The sequence below is a fragment of the Lysinibacillus sp. NPDC047702 genome (assembly GCF_050272555.1).
Classification (GTDB): Bacteria; Bacillota; Bacilli; order Bacillales_A; family Planococcaceae; genus Lysinibacillus.
The window spans coordinates 18613-37071 of record NZ_JBNNMG010000031.1 but is presented as its reverse complement, the minus strand read 5'-3'; the positions used below and the strand labels follow the sequence as shown (position 1 = coordinate 37071).

Genomic DNA, 18459 nt, shown 5'->3' with positions numbered 1-18459 from the left:
AGGGTATGTATAACATTATTAATTATAAACAAATTTATGATAGATTGCTATATGTTGGGTCAATTTGAATAAATAAATATATAGTTGTAGAAAATTTGTAAACTTTTGAGCCTTTAGACATATAAAAAAACCGACCTCCAAGGAGATCGGTTTCTTAAAAAATGATTACTCAGCAGCTTTTGCGCGTAGAACCATTTGTAGGATACCACCGTGACGGTAGTAGTCTACTTCTACTTCTGAGTCGAAACGAGCTAAAGCTTGGAAAGTTTTAACTGTGCCGTCTTCAGATTTAGCAGTTACTGTTAAGATTTCACGTGGTTTTACATCATCAGTAATGTTTACAGAGATTTCTTCTTTACCAGTTAAACCTAGAGAATCAGCAGATTCACCGTTTAAGTATTGTAAAGGAAGAACACCCATCATTACTAAGTTAGAACGGTGGATACGCTCGTAAGATTGTGCGATAACAGTTTTCACGCCAAGTAGGAATGTACCTTTCGCAGCCCAGTCACGAGAAGATCCCATACCGTAGTCGTTACCAGCAAGTACTACTAAGCCAGTACCTTGCTCTTGGTATTTCATACATGCGTCATAGATATACTCTACTTCGCCTGTTGGCCAGTAAGTAGTGAATCCACCTTCTGTACCAGGAGCAACTTGGTTACGGATACGGATGTTTGCAAATGTACCACGCATCATTACTTCGTGGTTACCACGACGAGAACCGTAAGAGTTGAAGTCACGGATTGCAACACCGTTTTCGATTAAATATTTACCTGCAGGTGTTTCTTTACCAATTGCACCAGCTGGAGAAATATGGTCAGTTGTAATTGAATCACCGAACTTCGCCATAATGCGTAAGCCGTCTAAGCCTTTGATAGCTTCTGGCTCTTTCGCAAGACCTTGGAAGAATGGTGGGTTTTGGATGTAAGTTGAATTTTCATCAAATGTGTAAAGAGACTCAGTTGATGTTTCAATTGCATTCCAAGCTTCGTTTGCTGTGAATACAGTTTCGTATTCTTTTTGGAATAATTCACGGTTAACAACAGTACCTAATACAGCGTTAACTTCTTCAGTTGAAGGCCAGATATCAGCGAAGAATACTTCGTTACCATCTTTGTCTTTACCGAATGAATCTTTTTGTAGATCGATATCCACTGTACCAGCAAGTGCATAAGCAACAACAAGTGGTGGAGAAGCTAAGTAGTTAGCTTTTACAAGTGGGTGTACACGACCTTCGAAGTTACGGTTACCAGAAAGAACAGATGTTACGAATAAGTCATTAGCTTTGATTGCATCTTCGATTTCAGGAAGTAATGGACCTGAGTTACCGATACATGTTGTACAACCATAACCTACAGTGTTGAACCCGATTTGGTCAAGGTAAGATTGTAAACCTGAATCTTCTAGGTAACCAGTTACTACTTTAGAACCTGGTGCTAAAGAAGTTTTTACCCATTTAGGCACTGTTAGACCTTTTTCTACAGCTTTTTTCGCCACTAAGCCCGCAGCAATTAATACGTAAGGGTTAGATGTATTTGTACAAGAAGTGATTGCAGCGATTGCAACAGCACCTGTTGGAATTTCTACATCACCTTCAGCAAATTTAGCTACAGAAGTTTTTGCGAATTCATCTTCAGTTAAACCGAAACCTTGTGTACCTTGTGGCGCCACTACTGCTTCTTTGTAACGAGAACGCATTTGAGATAGCGGAATTAAGTCTTGTGGACGTTTTGGACCAGAAAGGTTTGGTTCGATTTCAGCTAAGTTTACTTCTAATACGTCAGTGTAAACTGGCTCTAATGTTGGATCAAAGAACATGTGGTTCGCTTTTAAGTAAGCTTCTACAACCGCGATGTGCTCTTCGTCACGACCAGTTAAACGCATATAGTTTAATGATTCTTCGTCGATTGCGAAGTAACCACATGTAGCACCATATTCAGGAGCCATGTTAGAGATTGTTGCACGGTCAGCTAGTGGTAATTTAGATACGCCAGGTCCGAAGAACTCAACGAATTTACCAACTACGCCACGTTGACGTAATACTTGAGTTACTTTTAATGCTAAGTCAGTAGCAGTAGTTCCGTTTGGAAGATCGCCAACTAATTTAACACCGATAACTTCTGGGATTGGGAAGTATGAAGGTTGACCAAGCATACCTGCTTCAGCTTCAATACCACCAACACCCCATCCAAGAACGCCGATACCATTGATCATTGTTGTATGTGAGTCAGTACCAACTACTGAATCTGGGAATGTTTCGAATGTACCGTCAGCATTTTCGTTTACATGTACAACTGGAGCTAAGTACTCTAAGTTTACTTGGTGAACGATACCAGTTGCTGGTGGTACAGCACGGAAGTTATTGTAAGCAGTTTGAGCCCATTTTAAGAAGTTATAACGCTCAGCGTTACGTTCAAATTCAAGGTCCATGTTTGCTTGTAGTGCACTTGCATTACCATATTTGTCAACTTGTACTGAGTGGTCAATTACAAGGTCAACTGGAATAGCAGGGTTGATTTTGCTAGGGTCGCCGCCCATTTCTTTCATTGCAGAACGAAGAGATGCAAGGTCAACTACTACTGGTACACCAGTAAAATCTTGTAATACAACGCGAGAAGGTTTGAATGGTACTTCAGCTTCTGGATCTGCACCGTTACCCCATTTTGCTAATTCATTTACGTGTTCTTCTTTGATTACATACGCATCATATTGACGTAAAACAGATTCTAATAATACTTTGATTGAGTAAGGAAGGTTTGAAACTTTTGCAACGCCAGCTTTTTCAATCGCAGCTAAGTCATAGTAATTGTAAGATTTACCATTTACTTCGAATGATGCGCGGCTGTTGTGTAAATTACCTTGTGCCATTTGCGGATCCCCCTAAATATCTTTTTGAAAAGGCCTATGTAAAGCAACTTTTCTCCAATACCCATGATAACGTATTTATATTCATAAGTAAATTACATTAATATTATCTTTTTTGATAAGCATAACTTATGACCTTGGTTTCTAACCTGATGTTTTTAATTTTATAGATATGCATAAGATGAAGGATTTGCAGGAAGGACATTTTTTATACCTTTCTAACTAAATGTATCTAAATGTATTTAACTGGGGTACTTTTTGGGGCACTTTCTGGGGCACTTGTAGTTTTTCTTAGAAATGGTGCCCCAGTGAAAAATATTTAATTATTATGGTTATGGACAGGTACGTATTATATTAAAAATCATATCAAAAATTATTTACATCAACTAGTATTTTTATAATCTTTATCAAAGATTACATTTTATTCTATAGCAGAGGCACAACAGGGTCATATATGTTGTGTCTCTATCTATATTAATAAATAAATTTGAGTATTAACGGAATATGGGAATTTTGGTATAGTTAAATTAAATTTTTATCATACATAACATAAAGGGAGAGATTAACATAAGCTTCTTACTCATACTTTTAAGCATAGTAGGTATTATTATAGGTTCGATTTTGTTAATAGCAGGAGTTGTTATGAAACGGAAAACAAAAGGCGGTCTTATCTTAGGTATTTCAATAGCGATCTTTATCGTTGGATTTATTATGACTCCTACAGACTCAAAATCAGACTCAGACTCTAAGAATGTAGCTGAGTCTACTGACAAAAAGAAAATTGAAAAAGAAACACCGGTTACTGCTAAAGAAATATCCTTAGAAGAACAAAGCAAACAGTTTATCGATGAAAATTTAGAAGGAAAAACGATTGCGGATTTTACAAATAAGTTATTAACAGTTGAGGATGAAAAATTGGTGGATATGATTGTCCTTGGTCATAAAAACGGAAAACAATTCAAAGATGACTTTGATTTACTTGGTAGAAAAGCAACAGCTTCTGGTGTAATAACTGAATTTGCCTTTGAAAGTTCTAACATTGGACAAAAGAAACGAAGAGAAGGTTCCACTACAGCTCAACGGACAGACAAATTCACTATTTATATGGGTGATAAAGACATCTCGAAATTTAGCGAAATTACGTATGATGAACTAATTCATAAAGAAGAAAAAGAACAGAGGTTTTTAGGGAAATATCCAGAAGAAATTATTAATTTTGTAATTGTTGATTTAAAACAAGACGCTGATTTATCTCTTGGTCAAAAGATCACTGTTGAAGGTATTATTTCTAATTATGTAATTCGAAGAGACCAAAGTAAGATTGATGATTTTAATGTTTTGATTAATGACGCTGTACTAAAATAAATATTGATAAATAAAGTCACTCATTTTCTCTACAAACGAGTGACTTTTCTTCATCTATTCGTCAACATCTAACAACTTTGCACTTTGAATATCATCAAACAAAATACGTTTTATGGCTATATCAGTATCTAATAACATTTCCTTCTTGAGCCGGTCCATTCCTGTAACTAATCCTGTTTCGTCATGAAAATTATGATTATGCCATAATGTAAGTGTAACTAGTTTTCGTAATTTAAATGCTCTTTGTATTGTTTGTTCAATCTCTTCTAGTTCCCAATCAGTCAAATCACGCTTTTTATCATAAAATTGCTCTTGTTTCCATTCTCGAATCTTTTCGAGATGCTCTGGAAGCATCATTGCTGTCCATTTCATTGATCCACGATCTCTTATCATTGTAATTCACTCTCCATTAATCAACATCAGAAATACTTAAAATATCAAGAAAATGTACCTTATGTACAATCCTGTACTTATCTTTAATGTGAATTAATTTAGTGTTAGCATCCATTTTAGTGACTATACCTAAGAGTGGTTCATCCTTTTTATAGACCGAAAAGGCTTTGTACTTTGATTCATTCATTGCTTCAGTTAATGCGTATGCGATTTCTTCTAAATCAAATTCATCTCGTTCTAAGTGCTTTGGTTCTTTTTTCTTTGCTGGTGTTTTTGTTTTAGTTGCCATCTTTACGCCTCCTCAAAGTAAGAACATTCGTTTGTATACATTATAGAACGAACGTTCCTTTTTTAGCAATAAAAAAATGACCAGGCTCACTTTTTTTGTGATTACCTGGTCTTTTTGTTAAGCCAAAATGGACTCAGCATATACTAAAATGCCAAGATGTTTCATTTCAGAAATTGCATTATTGGCAACTGCCTGTGTTTTATATGAACCAGTGATAAAACGCCATTTATCGCCATCTTGAACAATACGCACGTAATCAGGATTAGCTATATTGTATCTTGCTAACGCCTGTTTAGCAGCATTTGCTTGGGCTTGTGTTGTAAAGGTTCCTGATTGCACTCGGTATAGCTTACCATCATTGACACCTTCAAGAGCTTGTTCTTTATCATTAACGATCAATTGCACCCTCATTTTACTATTAGAAGGAATATTTACAGTACCTTCTAACTTATAACCTGCAGGAACTTGCCAGTTTGTCGGAATCTCAAAATGTGGTGCATCATAATTACTTGATGACCAATATCCTCCCCACGTAATACCAAGCTTTTTAGCAATTGCTCCAACTTTTGATAAAGTGGAAATATCGTATAAATTTCTAGGCGGTGCTACAGCAATATCCCAAGCCCTACGTGATGTATGATTACTTATTAGAGTCCAAGTGACCTTTGAACCCGGTCTTGTACGACCTTGCTCATACAAATAATTTTGGCGTGCTTGTGATCTGAAAGTTTCAGTGATAAAAATGTCATCAATACCAACCTTTACACACTCTTGAAACAAAAGTCGACAAGCAAGTTGTGCAGCAGGCGTTAACTCAGCCAAATCACGACACGTTGTTGTTATACTTATACTCATTTATTATCACCTTCCAAATATTTATTTTTTTCGGATAATCGCTTATTAGCTCTGGCCGTTTTATGCTCAATTTCATCCGCTACCCGATCCAATACGAAACCAGGTATCCAACGTTCCCATCCTGCACGATAAACATTTGCAGTCATTGATTTCCACGTAGGTAGCCCGAAATTAAATAAAAAGTAGGCAAATACGATATAAGGCAAGCCCAACGCAATATCTACACGATAGGCTAATACAATAACTCCTACCATAAATGCAGAGCGATACGCCCCATTTATGCCATACTCACTTGCCATTGTGCCGTCTTTCTTTGATGCAGCTCGACCAGACAACCAATCAAGCGCAAGAACTGCCAAAAATACTAAACCTGCTGTAAGTGTAATCCCTGTGCCAAACATAAAATTAACTGCCATCATTGCCACTGTACCGACTGCTCCTACAGCAGGATGGGCAATTAACAATTGTGAATACTCTTTGAATAAATTCATTTAAACACTTCCTTTTTTCAATATAAAAAGGACACGTCAAATGACATATCCTTCAAAATCCCAAACGTTTAGGAATTTAAAAAGCACCCTCGAGTGAGAGTGCTTTGAACTTAATTAAAATTTATGCTTAAAAGTATAAGTATTTTGAGTATTTTCATAAACCAGCTTATTAGCGGTTTCATTATCAATACCTAGTAATATTAATACCTTTAATAAACCACTTGGTCCTTCACCAGTATAACCAGACCCTAAACCGCCTTCAATTACTAAATCGTTTATTTCACCCACGATAATAGTTTTATACTCGATTTTATTACTATTTCTACTATGTTCAATGTATCGTAACTCACCTAATCTTTCTAGATTGTCTTTAACATATTTAACAGCATCTGCAGTCGTTGAAGCAACTAGTGTTGACATTTTACATCACCTCCTTTATTTACTAATATTCTACAAAATATGGTATATCCCTTTATTATTTTGCGCTTTTTTGACAATAAAAAAATGCTAAGCTTCTACTTGATTTTCAAAATCTTCCTTTGTGATTTCTTTATACTGCTCAGGAGTGATTTCGCCGAAAGGATTAGTATCCGTTTTTACAGCAATACGTAATTGCTCTGCTGTTACCCAGCTCGAGATAAAAGCAATTTGCCAAAAATTTATCACTCTCCACCGCCTTTCATTGAGATCATATCGAGTTTTAACTGTGTGAGTTGTGCGCCAAAGTTATTTAGAAGAATGTCCTTTTGAATATTTTTCACTTTCTCTTGGGCTAACTGTTCTCCTAATGACTTAACCTGTTCATCCGTTGTGGGGATGGTGCCTACTTTTTCAAGTTCACCAAATGTACCATCTGGCAATCTTTTTCGTCTCAACATTATTCAAGCACCCCCATAATCAAATAGATTTTATTGTTAATATTTACGTTAGGTCTAGTAGTAGTTAGTTTGAGAATGATATTATCCTTTGGTTCCTGAGTCTCATAATAAAATTCATCCTCTACGACACTTTCATACACTGGTACTGTGTGCGTAGCTGTGAGTGATACATAGGATTCTTGCTCACCTTTGAGTGTCATAGATAAATCAACGGTTAAATCAAGTTCTTTGTCACGTTGAATCCACAATAAAACGCCCTTTACTGAACCCTTCGGAGGAGAAATTTTGTACCTCGCTACAGATTGCAAAATAGGCGTTTTTACTTCATTTTTATTTAATTTGATAGTTTTAGACACCTTGAAATCGTAACTGTCCATTAGCTCTACAACAATTGTATTCTGACCCACTTGCAATTGAGCAAGTGTAATGTCAAAAGCCCATTTACCCTCAATGATTTCTAATGCTACGCTATTGCCTCCGTTTAACCGATAAGAAGCTGTCATATCGTTGCCGTCTGGATCACTAGCTGTACCTGATATTGCAAACTTGTCCGTATTAATGATGCCTGACGGTTGTACGGTATCCACGGTTAAGATTGGTGGACGGTTTGGTACAACATAAAATACACGCTCTGTGATAGGTGATTGCCCACCATCGCTATCCTGTGCCCATATTTTTAGCGTATGCGGAACGCCATCTGTTAAATTTCTTGTAACTCCTATATCACCGTCAAATAGCCTGCCACCTTTAAATTTTAGCTGTTTGCTAAACGGAATGGCAGCATTACTTAGTCCTATTCCTAAAACAATCCTTTGCTCAAGATTAACCTGGGCGTATATCGTCACAGATTGATTAGCATTTACATCAGCTGCAGTTCCAGCGAGGTTAAACACATCATTTTCATACAGAGTCATATTTGCATTTGGTGATGTTACAGATACCGTTGGGGCAGTGTTTGTAACATTTAACGCAAAGCCTTGCGAAGTAGTAAATTCTCCATCGCTTGCATCAACTGTAATCCAAGCACTACCAATTTCTTTACCCGTCAAAGTTAATGTATTACCTATCACACTAGCTGTCCCTACACTTGGATTGCTTGACGATACCGCATAGCTCAATGGATCTCCCTGTGGATCACTAAAATAATTGGCTAGATTAATTGTAATAGGTATATCTTTTTTAGTAGATTGTGTAGGAATTTGTGTAAATGTAGGTGCTGTATTTACTTTTGCACCCCTTTCATACCAATAGCCGTCTGGATTTCTTGCGTTGTTGGTATATGCATTTTCATCTGCTTGGATGGTCCCAACAAATGCATCCTTTTTATATCCATCTATTTTTGGTTCATAAATAGATTCATCAAACGTATAGTAAGAACCCATTGATCTTAAATTGGTATAATGTGTCATGATATTCTCGTGACCGTTAGCGTATTTACCAAAAGCATATACACTACTTACACTTTCGCTCAGTCGAGTACTCTCTCCCTGATCGTTATATACCCCGTTAATGAATGTAAAACCTTTATACCCACTAGGAAGATCAGCAAATGAATATACAGTTTTAGAACTCTGTGATCGCAACGCACTGATAAATACAGGCGTAGCCTTATACCTATTCCAGTAATATCGAGCCATATTAAACCACCTCTACTAATTCAACTTTGTATGTCTGCCAATTACCAATACTCATCTCTGACAATGTTGTATCGATGGCTACATTACTGCGAGCTACCTTTGCACCTTTTTTATAGTTATTAGTAAGTGCTTGTACAGTTATTGTATTTGTACTAATAGCTGTGATAATGACGTTCTCGCTATGCAGATCATCAAAAATAGTTACTTGTGAAAAAGGTGTAAATCCTTCTACACTTGCAACCTTTAATACTGTGGTCCCAATAGTCACAGACTCTACTATATCGGTCAATGTCTTATCCAGTACGATTTTATTGGCACTACCATCTAACACGTCTGCAAAAGTTCCACTGTTACCAGGAACACGACCATCTAGCTCTAACTGCACACGCATACGTTCCATTTGACGATATATTTCGATTAAAAAACGATAGGCATTATAGATTCCCCACTCAAAATTATTCGCAAACTCTGACATGTATGGTGTACCATCTTCAATGACTTCTCCGGTTACTGGATCCGTCACATCATCATGCCATTGTGTACGATCATACGGATTTTTCTTAAAATTTAATGGTATTTCACCATTCATTAGATTACGCATTTACTTTCACTTCCTTTGCTTCGAGCTGCAATGGGAATGCAATTACATACCCCTGGACTCCTTTTTGGTAGTTCATGGTTTTTACATACAATTCTCGTCCATGGCTATCAACTAATGCCGCACGAGTCACCAAGCCTTGTTCCATCGACAATTTTACGTACTTTCTCAATCCATACTTAGTGCTTGTATGATAGATTTCTTTATCATGGACAACACCATCAATGGTTACTTTTGCACCTGCCACCATATCACTTAAATATTGTTGTACTAGCTCAAGCATTAATGGCTGTATTTCATTCAAGTTCTTGCACCCCCTGCTCTAAATCGACCACAAATACGACTATTTGTTTTAAAGCCATAAATGCCATCGATAACATTGATAATTTCTTTTCCTAATGCTCCATGCGTTGGTGCTGTTTTAAAACGGCTACAAATTTTGTAATTTATCTGCCATGCGTATGTGCCAGCATATAATAAAATAAATTCGTTTAACTCATTTAAAAGAATGTAAATGCCTACCGCTGCTGTTTTAATACGCTTAACCAAAGTATCAGGAATTGTTTTAGCTGAAGCACGTATGTTGAGCAGTAATGTAGCAGGCTCAAAATCACGCCACCCTTCCTCAAATCCGACAAAATCATTGCCCATATAAGCATCCATAATCTGATTCATAGTGTCGATATCGCCCTCCGAAAGATTGAGAATGCATTGAATTTTTATCATTTTGCGATATTCTTCATCGTCCCAACCGCCTCGAGAAATGCCCTCATCTTTACCTAGTCGATCTAATCCATATCCTTCTGCTTGGTCCACATCCCAATACTTTAAAATGGTTTGTTGTATCGCTAAATTTTCCACACCATTTTCAGCAATAATTTTTAGGAGCTTATAGTTATTACTTTCTTCGTTTTTTGGATATTGACGAGGCATACGGTCTAATAAAGTTTGTAATCGTTGATTAGACAAGGTTCAACACCTCAATTTTAGATTCGTCCGATTCTGCAACTTCAGGAAATGCAATGGTGACATTATTTGGCTCATAAGTATTACCATCTACTGAAAATTCAACACGTACATCCTCAACTCCATCTATAGATAACACACGGGCCTCTGCTTTTGTACAAATGACATCTTTACTCATACCAACACCGTTATAGAGCGTGCCATTGTATGTGCCACCAATATACTTGACTATTTGACCAATGACTAAATTGTCACCATTTAACGGATATTGATTGCTCTTTTTGATATATACCTTTACAAAAAGACTGACTGTTGTTGCTCTAGTAAAGCCAATTTCATGTACTATGCCACGACTATCTTTAAATGTATAAACAGTTTGTCCATACGCTTGTATGCCGCCACCTTTTTTCCTAAAGATCGCCATTGCAACATCTTCATCTAAACCACCGAGCACAACCGTTTCAACCGAGTGAGGGGGGCGTCCTTCTTCATCCACAACATTTGTGTCATTTTCAATTGCAATAGCAGCTCGTACCCCTTCCACTTCATCAAGTACATTTGCTTCGATGGATTCTACACGCCGAGCACCAACTTTTCCAAGTGATGCATAGTAACGATCCTGCAATTCTGCGTCTATTTCTTCATCTTGACCATTAAAAAAAGCATCTGGATTCGTTACCGAATTGATGCCGCTTTGTGGGTTCACAATTATACTTATATCTCCTGGTTCTACATTGCCTATTGCGCCATATTCAAGGGCTTCAACGTCTACTCGATAATTTCCATCTTCCACCGCGTCTATAGCCTCTAAAACTTTAAAATACACGTTGTATTTCGTCCGAAACAAATCACCTATATTGATCTTTGCACCTTTATCTAAATTGACAATGACCTCACCGCTTGCCTTGATCCACCGTTTTCGAGTAAGTAATGCACGTTTTACATTTGCTTCTAGCGTTGCTCCTTCCGAAGTATCGACAAAACGAGCATTGTAGACCATTTCGAGTTGCTCATTATCCTCCGCCCTTTGTTGGGCCTGCAAATGAATCATTTTACCAACAGGTGTACGATCTGATAAATCGGCATCCTCGCCATATAAATCTCTAGCTTGCTCCTCAATTATTGGCAAATAATCAGCCGTGCGCTGGCGCTTAAATCCCGATTTGGTTAACAATTGCCTCCCCTCCTATCTCATGACCTTCCACAGTTCTTGCTCTGAAATTAATGGTTAGATGGCGTTTAATGCGATTGAAGTCATATTCTACCCTAAGCACCTCAGCGACTCGTGGCTCTTGATATAGGCAATCATGCATAGCTTGTACGGTTTGCTTTTTGTTTGGTATCTTCTGTTCAATAACTGCTCGCCTAAAACCATGATTATCATTAAACATCCATTCCCCGACTACTGTTCGTAACAAGTGCTTCAAATTCTGTATGAGCTGCTCATCACCATGCACCAACTCGTTAAATTCCCAATCGCCATCGTCATTATACTTAAACGTGTGCATATAACTCCCCCTACCCTGAATAAACATTAGGGCTAGATTCCACGATTTTTCCGCTGCCTCCTGGATAAATTACAGTGTCACCAAGTCGGGCTATTTTCTTACTATTAACAAAGACTGTTTCACTACTTGCTACAATCCAACCTATACCACAATGAGGACAATTGTGGTGAACTAAATCACTGTCTCTAGCTTGTTGTAGGCTGTTTGTAAATGTATCGGGGCTTCCCTCTACAATTGGTCCACTAACACCATGGGGGCAACATGGCTCGCCATGACTACATGTGCCAGCGTGTCTATCTGTTACCCTTGCTACTAAAACTCCCATAAAAATCACCTACCTTTTGGATTAAAATGAATTGTTGGTGCAACTGCTGTAATTTGATTTTCTGATTCAATAAAAATCTGCCCATCGGGTTGAATACGAATTTTATTGCTAAATTGTTTGTCTGTGATAATCACATCATCAGGATGCTCATTTTGCAGTGGCTTTGTGAAATAATGAACGCCCCCCACTATTAATGCATCATTGGCACTAAATGACCTACTTGCAGCCTTTCCTCCGCCAAACATCAGAGGGTCAATGTCCGCTTGTGAGCATACAACTAACACCTTGTCACCCTTTTTAAATGGCACTTGGATAACAAATTGCTCTGTTTGCCAAAATACCATAGGTACATCTAAAATCGGTGTAGCATCAGGATCATTTAAAGGAAGAACATCAGCCTTATACAGGTTCATATCTACCTCAAGCACTTCACAAATCAAGCATGTATTCATATTCATCAAGCTCTCATCAATAGATTCACTTACAAATTGAGTCATTGATGTTTTTGTCATACTGGCACAACCTCACATTCTGTATAATATTCTTGGCCGGATGTGTCGCCTTTATGTTCACCTTTTGATACACGAAAAACACCGCTTACTTTACGAGATGTAAGTTTAATAATGACATCTGTTGTAATACGGTGGTTTAGTAACACTTTGATTTTGTAACCTTTAATTTTTTTCTTATCATTTTTTAATTTAGAACCTTTTTCATCCTTCATTTCTTCCTCGACTTCCTCTGGTTCATCAATCAATCCTGTTTCCTTAGAAATATCGAGCCCTAAATTATCGCCCTTTTTACTGTCACGTACATAGATGCGCCCTTTATTAATGTGTAGCTTTGCCTCACAATCCTTTGCAATTTCAGCGACCAGCGTTTTAATTTTTCCATTCAACACTTTGCCACTTCGATAGATAAAATCTACAGGTAAATCAATGTCACCAATTGCAAGGCCAGCATCACGAGCTAGCTCTCTTAAAATGAGAGAAGCTGAGGTATCTCGTCCATAAGTTCTTTTGATAACACCCTTCGTATAATCTAAACTTGAATCAATACACTTAAAAGTCGTAATTTTGTCTAGCCCTTCCCAATTCGTTTCCTTCTTTTTTAGTGTGCCACTAAAAATAACGCCGTTATCATCTACATAGCCCGCGCTTAAAATAGCTATTTTATTTGTAGAAATGGCGTTAATTGTATCATCTTTCAAGTTAAAAACTTGTATATCAATGGTATCAACTTTTTCATTGTCTCCAAATGGCACACTAAATTTAATCGTTAGTGGATCTGATATTTCTCGATCACTTACAAGAAAAGCCGTTTTTCGCATGTATAAATTACTCATTTTCTTCACCTTCATTCACATATAAAAAGACCGTCTCATTCAGATTTTCGTAGGTAATACGAGTCGCTGAATTAGCTCGGTCTAACGGTATAATTTGTACTTTTGGTAACTGTATATCTATACGATTCCTGAATAATGGACGATTCAAGATAAGCTTTTCTCCAACTACAAGAGCCCCTCCATTTTTAAATAAATCTAAGGTAAAGAAATCATGAGCTTGGTTGTAATTGACTTCAAATTCAAATATTTCTCCTGCCAATTCCATTTCGAAGGCATATGGAATCTCATTTTTATCAATTTCAATGTATTCATCCATCATTTACGCTTTACGCCCCTCCAATCCAGCTAAACCACCACTTGATGTATTTTTAGGTGGCGTAGTGTATTTGGTTTTATTCGTTTTTGATGTTTTGGAAGGAGTCTTTTTCTTTTGCTGTCGACCTTTGTTACTTACAGGTTTAGTTTGTTTTTTTACTGGCACTGATACACTTACAAATTTAGCAACCTTAGCTACTTTAATTTGCTTTAATGTCATTGTAAAAGCATAGCCATCTTTAATTTTAGCTTCATAGTCCCGACTAAAATCTGTAATGACAACATGTTTTAAGGCTGTCATATAATCAAAATCGATGATTTCGCCTTTTTCTCGGTACTCCCTAAGCTTCAATACTTTTTCTTCCGTATCATCAAGGATATTACCTGTTAATGAGATGGTGATAGGGTTACTTTTTACATGGTCCGTAATCTGTTCACCATCTTCCAATGCATGATCTGTCGTTGTAGATGATTCAGGCATTGACACCTTTGTAATAACATCGATTAATACATCTTTAATATAAGGCATCCTATCACCACCTACATAATTTGTAATTCCTCACCTAGCAAATCGCTAAGTACATCTCGCACTTTTTGGGCTATGTCCATTGGATTATCACCAGCAATTTGGAAAATAAATTGATGACCTCCACCACCTGTATTTGGTGCTTGCTGAGTTGTGCCTCCGCCTCCCATGTTCAGCTCTGGCGTGCCATCAGAGTTTTGAGACAATATTCCTGCACTTCTAAGAGCATTTGATTGTCGTTCCGTTAAAACTGATTCGCCTTTATGCAGCTCAGCAACATAACCATCGAATGGTACACGTTCAAGTCCAGTGGCGTGGGACCCATTAAATAATTTTTTGAACACGCCACCACCAGCCAAGCTACCAATTTTACTGCCTACTGTAGAAACCCATTCAGGTACTTTAAAATTCGCTAAGGAACTTTTAAAGCTATCCCATTTTTGACCGATTGACTCAAACCACCCAATAGCTGGTTGTACAAAATCAGATACAGATTGCTTAATTTCTGCAAATTTTTCCGTTATGGTAGTCCACAAGCCAATCGCCTTTGCTTTGATAGTATCCCAATTGTTATATAAATAGACACCTGCACCAATCAAGGCTCCTATAGGGCCTGCTACCATTGCCATCATGGGATTTTCACGTAAAGTTTGCCACAATTCAAGCGCTTTTGCTTTGATGGTGTCCCAATTTCTATATAAATAAATGCCTGCCATTACTAAACCGCCTATAGCTAACGCAGCTATACCCACTGGATTTGATAACATTGTGAAAGCGCCGGCAAAACTTTTAATTGTATTAAAGGCTTGGATGGCAGTATTAATACCCTTAAAAGCTGCAAAACCAGCTGCAATACCTCCACCCACTGCTATCACAGCCTCTTTGTGGTCAATTAACCAACCTATTCCTGCTTTTAATCCGTTGAATGCCATACTTACCGCTTTTATTCCTACAACTACAACCTTACGCATTGTATTACCAAACGCAGCTATATCACCACTTGCCTCTTTCGATAAACCAAATTTTTGCCATAAACCGGAAATATCCCCTGTGTTATTCCATAATGAAACGATAGTATTTTTAACAGTACCCGCAAAATTAACTACACGACCAAATTTATTCACTAATTTATCTGTATCTATGTTTTCTATCCACTGTGACGCAGATTTCATAGACTGTACAAACGGTTCTAGTAATGGACCACCAATTTTTCCTTTAAAGTTAGTCCAGGACTGTTTTAAATTACCTAGTTGGTTTTCGTAAGCGTCTGCTTCTCGTGATGCTTGTCCTAAAGCACCGGATAATTTATTCCCATCTTCAACCATTGCCATTAAAGTTAATTGCTTTTGAGCCTCATCCAATTTTATAAATGATTTACCGTATAATTCATTGGCTTTAGCATTACGTGTGGTTTCAGTGGCGGAAATACCTAATGCTGCATCATTTTCAAAGTTCCCTTTTAAAAATGATTGCATGTTTTCAATGACTTCCTCAATAGATCGATCGTAGAATGCTGCACCATCAGCTGCAGCTAAAGTTGCACGTTCGGTTAAAGATAGTGCTGCAGCAGTATCAGCACCTGTCGTCTTTGCAAATGCTGCAATTTGTGTAAAACTGCCTTTAAGCCTTTCGGGTAACATGCCTGTATCTTTTGCAATTTTATTTAAACTATCTGTTGATGTTGATTGCAAGCCAGTGAAAACTTGCTCAAATTGCGCATCCATAGCTTGGAATCCGGCAGCTGATTCAATAGCCGAAAGTGCAAAATCTTTAACTTTATCAGCTGCAAAAACTGCACCAACAATGCCTAAAACTTTACCAGCCGTAGACCCGAAAATACCCATAGATTTATTAGCATTATTTACTTGATTATTGACATGTTGCATTTCATTTCGTAAATCTTCGGTTTCCGCTTCAGCAACCCTAATACGTTCAGTCATACGCTGCATTTCTTCTCGTGCTTCTGACATCTCTCGTTCCAGCCGTTGTGTACGTTGTTGTAACAAGTGCATCCCCGAAGCGGATGTATTGATATGCGAATTAAGCCCACCAATGTTATGAAAAGAACTATTAATATGACTTCCGAACTGTCGAAAATGGTTTTCCAACCTCGTCATCGTGTTATCAATCCGTCGTAGTGTGTTTGAAGCATTGTCACGAAGGCTAACCCCTACATACATATCCCGCATTGATCCGCTCACTTAATCACTCCCATCACGTTTAATGAGGAAAGGGCTTCTATAATGGAATCGTTATCCCATGACATAACAACATACGGATCTAAGCCAAACTCTTTTGCTACTACATATGGCCATAAATTCATTTTTACTTTATTTACATAACGAGCAGGGATATTAGATACCCCCGCAAATGACATTTTTTTATAGTCCTGTTTGAAGAAAGCGAAATGCTGCGTTTGCTACCTCTTCTAGCTCAGTCCAAGTATCAAAATCATCCATCGTAAGTCCTTGAGGAGATACAACAACATGCTTTAACATCAGAGGCATCATTTTAACATTTTGCACTTTCCCTACTACATTTGTTCCTTCATCTATAATTTCAGCTTGTTTTGAGTTCATCACGTTCTGAAAAGTGTATTTATTACCTACTTCTGATGTATATTCTTTTGTTTTTGCTTGAAATGCCATAATACTTATTCCTCCTATTATTTATTAATCTTCTTTGTAATGTGCAGCTAAAATAACAATCTCGCGTGGTTCTTCCTCCTCCGCACGAGAAAATGTCGGCCACTTTTGTATGCGGCAATCTTCTCCTGTTGCACGCACATTTAATTCCGTGTCTTGGATCATAAAATCGAATGACTCACCACTTTTGTACAACTGGTGCAAAATAGGAACAGATGCCGAACTAGGCTTTAATTTTAATGTGAGTGCTGCTGTTTCATTGTTGGATTCGTTGTAAGTCACACCGCCATCTGCACCGACACTCTGTGTCCACTTATCCTCATTCGCTTCCGCTGAAATAGCATCGCCATCACCGTAGCCAGTAATAATATTGCCAGCTACGATAACCTGTGTATGTTTAAAATTGTGTACAGCCAATTAAATCCCTCCTTACAGTGTTAGTACACCATTGATTTGTACTTTTTCCACTCCACCAGCGATTACTAGACGGAAATTAATATCTGGTAAAATACGCTGTGCAATCGTATTTTTCGGAATATCTTTACGGCGCGGGAATGTAATTTGATAATCTGGTTCGCCATTGTCATCCTCTGCAATAATGCCTTGTCGATAAGCCGATTTAAAGCGTGTATCCATGCGAGCCACAACCATTGCAATACCTGCATCTGTGTAAGGAACTTTCTTCACAGTCGCCAACAATTGGAACACGTCCTCACGTAATCTAGCACGTAGGAAGTAATCCGCTTGAATCACATCCAAATATTCTCCACCAATCGCTTTTCCGCTTGCATTAATCAGCCAACCCATTTCACTAATACATGTTGTGGCATTGTTTGCGATCACTGCATTAATTTCTGCATTGGATAACTTAGCAGCACCAACACCATTGATTTGCTTATGACTGAATACATAAGAGCCAATAACCTGTGGAGCACCATAAGCAATTAATCCCTCGGCGTGGTATGCATGTCCATCTTCATGCACTGATACTAGAACATTTTCATATTTATTTTTCAGTTCTTCTGTTAACGCAATATTTTTAGTCGTGACGCCATAAATTTTCTCTTGTGTCGAAATCCATTCACATAACGCCTTGACTTCTGCATCGCCACTTTCTACAGATACAAGGTAAAACCAATCGTTATTATTTTTCACAAGATCATTTAGAGCAGCTGGCAATGCTGTAACATCATCAGCTCCAGAAACATATGAGGTACCATAACAAGCAAGCTCTCTTATTTTTGGTGACTGACCAAACATACGAGTAGCTAATTTATACTCTTTAGTTGTTTCTGCAAAATCCTCCGCTACTTCTGAAATATCTGTATAGATCTTGTAATCTAACTCTTTATTTGTCGCTAGAAGCAAAGGTAATCCGAAACCTTTCTCTGCAACTGGCTTAGTCTCACGTGTAATATTAACTTCTACAAACCGTGATTTATCGGATGTAGCCAT

The 18459-nt window shown here is 37.7% G+C and carries 25 protein-coding genes; 1 reads left to right on the top strand and 24 read right to left on the bottom strand.

Annotation, left to right across the window (positions count from 1 at the left end; translation table 11 throughout):
* Positions 1-165 precede the first annotated feature (165 nt).
* On the bottom strand, positions 166-2871 hold the full coding sequence (gene acnA / locus ACQKIM_RS15465) for an aconitate hydratase AcnA (protein ID WP_427545421.1): 2706 nt from the start codon (positions 2869-2871) through the stop codon (positions 166-168).
* Positions 2872-3510: 639 nt separating this feature from the next.
* Between acnA and ACQKIM_RS15460 the strand changes: the two genes are divergently transcribed.
* On the top strand, positions 3511-4233 hold the full coding sequence (locus tag ACQKIM_RS15460; protein ID WP_427545419.1) for a hypothetical protein: 723 nt from the start codon (positions 3511-3513) through the stop codon (positions 4231-4233).
* Positions 4234-4287: 54 nt separating this feature from the next.
* Here ACQKIM_RS15460 and ACQKIM_RS15455 read toward each other — a convergent pair whose 3' ends face one another.
* The 23 genes from ACQKIM_RS15455 to ACQKIM_RS15345 form a co-directional block, all read right to left on the bottom strand.
* The gene (locus tag ACQKIM_RS15455; protein WP_427545417.1) at positions 4288-4626 is read right to left on the bottom strand and encodes a YolD-like family protein; all 339 of its coding nucleotides are present in this window, start codon (positions 4624-4626) and stop codon (positions 4288-4290) included.
* Positions 4627-4642: 16 nt separating this feature from the next.
* Complete coding sequence (locus tag ACQKIM_RS15450; protein ID WP_427545415.1) at positions 4643-4915, bottom strand: YolD-like family protein; 273 nt, start codon at positions 4913-4915, stop codon at positions 4643-4645.
* Between the two features lie 117 nt (positions 4916-5032).
* Positions 5033-5770 (bottom strand): M15 family metallopeptidase, encoded by a 738-nt coding sequence (locus ACQKIM_RS15445; RefSeq protein WP_427545413.1) that lies wholly within the window; start codon positions 5768-5770, stop codon positions 5033-5035.
* Positions 5767-6261, bottom strand: coding sequence for a phage holin family protein (locus ACQKIM_RS15440; protein ID WP_427545411.1), 495 nt, complete (start codon positions 6259-6261; stop codon positions 5767-5769). Before ACQKIM_RS15440 ends, ACQKIM_RS15445 begins: the two co-directional genes overlap by 4 nt.
* Before the next feature lie 114 nt (positions 6262-6375).
* Positions 6376-6681 (bottom strand): hypothetical protein, encoded by a 306-nt coding sequence (locus ACQKIM_RS15435; RefSeq protein ID WP_427545409.1) that lies wholly within the window; start codon positions 6679-6681, stop codon positions 6376-6378.
* Positions 6682-6768: 87 nt separating this feature from the next.
* A complete protein-coding gene (locus ACQKIM_RS15430) occupies positions 6769-6924 on the bottom strand; it encodes an XkdX family protein (protein ID WP_427545454.1) in 156 nt (51 codons plus the stop codon).
* Complete coding sequence (locus tag ACQKIM_RS15425) at positions 6924-7139, bottom strand: XkdW family protein (protein WP_427545408.1); 216 nt, start codon at positions 7137-7139, stop codon at positions 6924-6926. Before ACQKIM_RS15425 ends, ACQKIM_RS15430 begins: the two co-directional genes overlap by 1 nt.
* Positions 7139-8776, bottom strand: a complete 1638-nt coding sequence (locus ACQKIM_RS15420) for an Ig-like domain-containing protein (protein ID WP_427545406.1) — start codon at positions 8774-8776, stop codon at positions 7139-7141. The genes ACQKIM_RS15425 and ACQKIM_RS15420 overlap by 1 nt, the downstream gene beginning before the upstream one ends.
* 1 nt (position 8777) lies before the next feature.
* Positions 8778-9377, bottom strand: a complete 600-nt coding sequence (locus tag ACQKIM_RS15415) for an integrase (RefSeq protein WP_427545404.1) — start codon at positions 9375-9377, stop codon at positions 8778-8780.
* On the bottom strand, positions 9370-9678 hold the full coding sequence (locus ACQKIM_RS15410; RefSeq protein WP_054770887.1) for a hypothetical protein: 309 nt from the start codon (positions 9676-9678) through the stop codon (positions 9370-9372). Before ACQKIM_RS15410 ends, ACQKIM_RS15415 begins: the two co-directional genes overlap by 8 nt.
* A complete protein-coding gene (locus ACQKIM_RS15405; protein WP_427545402.1) occupies positions 9675-10343 on the bottom strand; it encodes a hypothetical protein in 669 nt (222 codons plus the stop codon). The genes ACQKIM_RS15410 and ACQKIM_RS15405 overlap by 4 nt, the downstream gene beginning before the upstream one ends.
* Positions 10336-11514, bottom strand: coding sequence for a baseplate J/gp47 family protein (locus ACQKIM_RS15400; protein WP_427545400.1), 1179 nt, complete (start codon positions 11512-11514; stop codon positions 10336-10338). Before ACQKIM_RS15400 ends, ACQKIM_RS15405 begins: the two co-directional genes overlap by 8 nt.
* On the bottom strand, positions 11492-11848 hold the full coding sequence (locus ACQKIM_RS15395) for a hypothetical protein (protein WP_427545398.1): 357 nt from the start codon (positions 11846-11848) through the stop codon (positions 11492-11494). The genes ACQKIM_RS15400 and ACQKIM_RS15395 overlap by 23 nt, the downstream gene beginning before the upstream one ends.
* A 10-nt stretch (positions 11849-11858) precedes the next feature.
* Complete coding sequence (locus ACQKIM_RS15390; protein WP_427545396.1) at positions 11859-12173, bottom strand: PAAR domain-containing protein; 315 nt, start codon at positions 12171-12173, stop codon at positions 11859-11861.
* 5 nt (positions 12174-12178) lie between these two features.
* Positions 12179-12685 carry a Gp138 family membrane-puncturing spike protein gene (locus ACQKIM_RS15385; RefSeq protein WP_427545394.1) on the bottom strand — a complete coding sequence of 169 codons (507 nt, stop codon included), beginning with the start codon at positions 12683-12685 and terminating at the stop codon, positions 12179-12181.
* A complete protein-coding gene (locus ACQKIM_RS15380; RefSeq protein ID WP_427545392.1) occupies positions 12682-13518 on the bottom strand; it encodes a phage protein in 837 nt (278 codons plus the stop codon). Before ACQKIM_RS15380 ends, ACQKIM_RS15385 begins: the two co-directional genes overlap by 4 nt.
* Positions 13511-13837: a phage baseplate plug family protein gene (locus tag ACQKIM_RS15375; RefSeq protein ID WP_427545390.1), complete on the bottom strand. Its 327-nt coding sequence runs from the start codon at positions 13835-13837 to the stop codon at positions 13511-13513. The genes ACQKIM_RS15380 and ACQKIM_RS15375 overlap by 8 nt, the downstream gene beginning before the upstream one ends.
* Positions 13838-14362, bottom strand: coding sequence for a phage baseplate protein (locus ACQKIM_RS15370; RefSeq protein WP_427545388.1), 525 nt, complete (start codon positions 14360-14362; stop codon positions 13838-13840). It abuts the gene before it with no gap.
* 11 nt (positions 14363-14373) lie between these two features.
* A complete protein-coding gene (locus ACQKIM_RS15365) occupies positions 14374-16560 on the bottom strand; it encodes a hypothetical protein (protein WP_427545386.1) in 2187 nt (728 codons plus the stop codon).
* The gene (locus ACQKIM_RS15360) at positions 16557-16736 is read right to left on the bottom strand and encodes a hypothetical protein (RefSeq protein WP_427545384.1); all 180 of its coding nucleotides are present in this window, start codon (positions 16734-16736) and stop codon (positions 16557-16559) included. The genes ACQKIM_RS15365 and ACQKIM_RS15360 overlap by 4 nt, the downstream gene beginning before the upstream one ends.
* Positions 16737-16740: 4 nt before the next feature.
* Positions 16741-17007, bottom strand: a complete 267-nt coding sequence (locus ACQKIM_RS15355) for a hypothetical protein (protein WP_427545382.1) — start codon at positions 17005-17007, stop codon at positions 16741-16743.
* Between the two features lie 24 nt (positions 17008-17031).
* Positions 17032-17421 (bottom strand): phage structural protein, encoded by a 390-nt coding sequence (locus ACQKIM_RS15350; RefSeq protein ID WP_427545380.1) that lies wholly within the window; start codon positions 17419-17421, stop codon positions 17032-17034.
* A gap of 12 nt (positions 17422-17433) precedes the next feature.
* Positions 17434-18459: a DUF3383 family protein gene (locus ACQKIM_RS15345; RefSeq protein WP_427545378.1), complete on the bottom strand. Its 1026-nt coding sequence runs from the start codon at positions 18457-18459 to the stop codon at positions 17434-17436.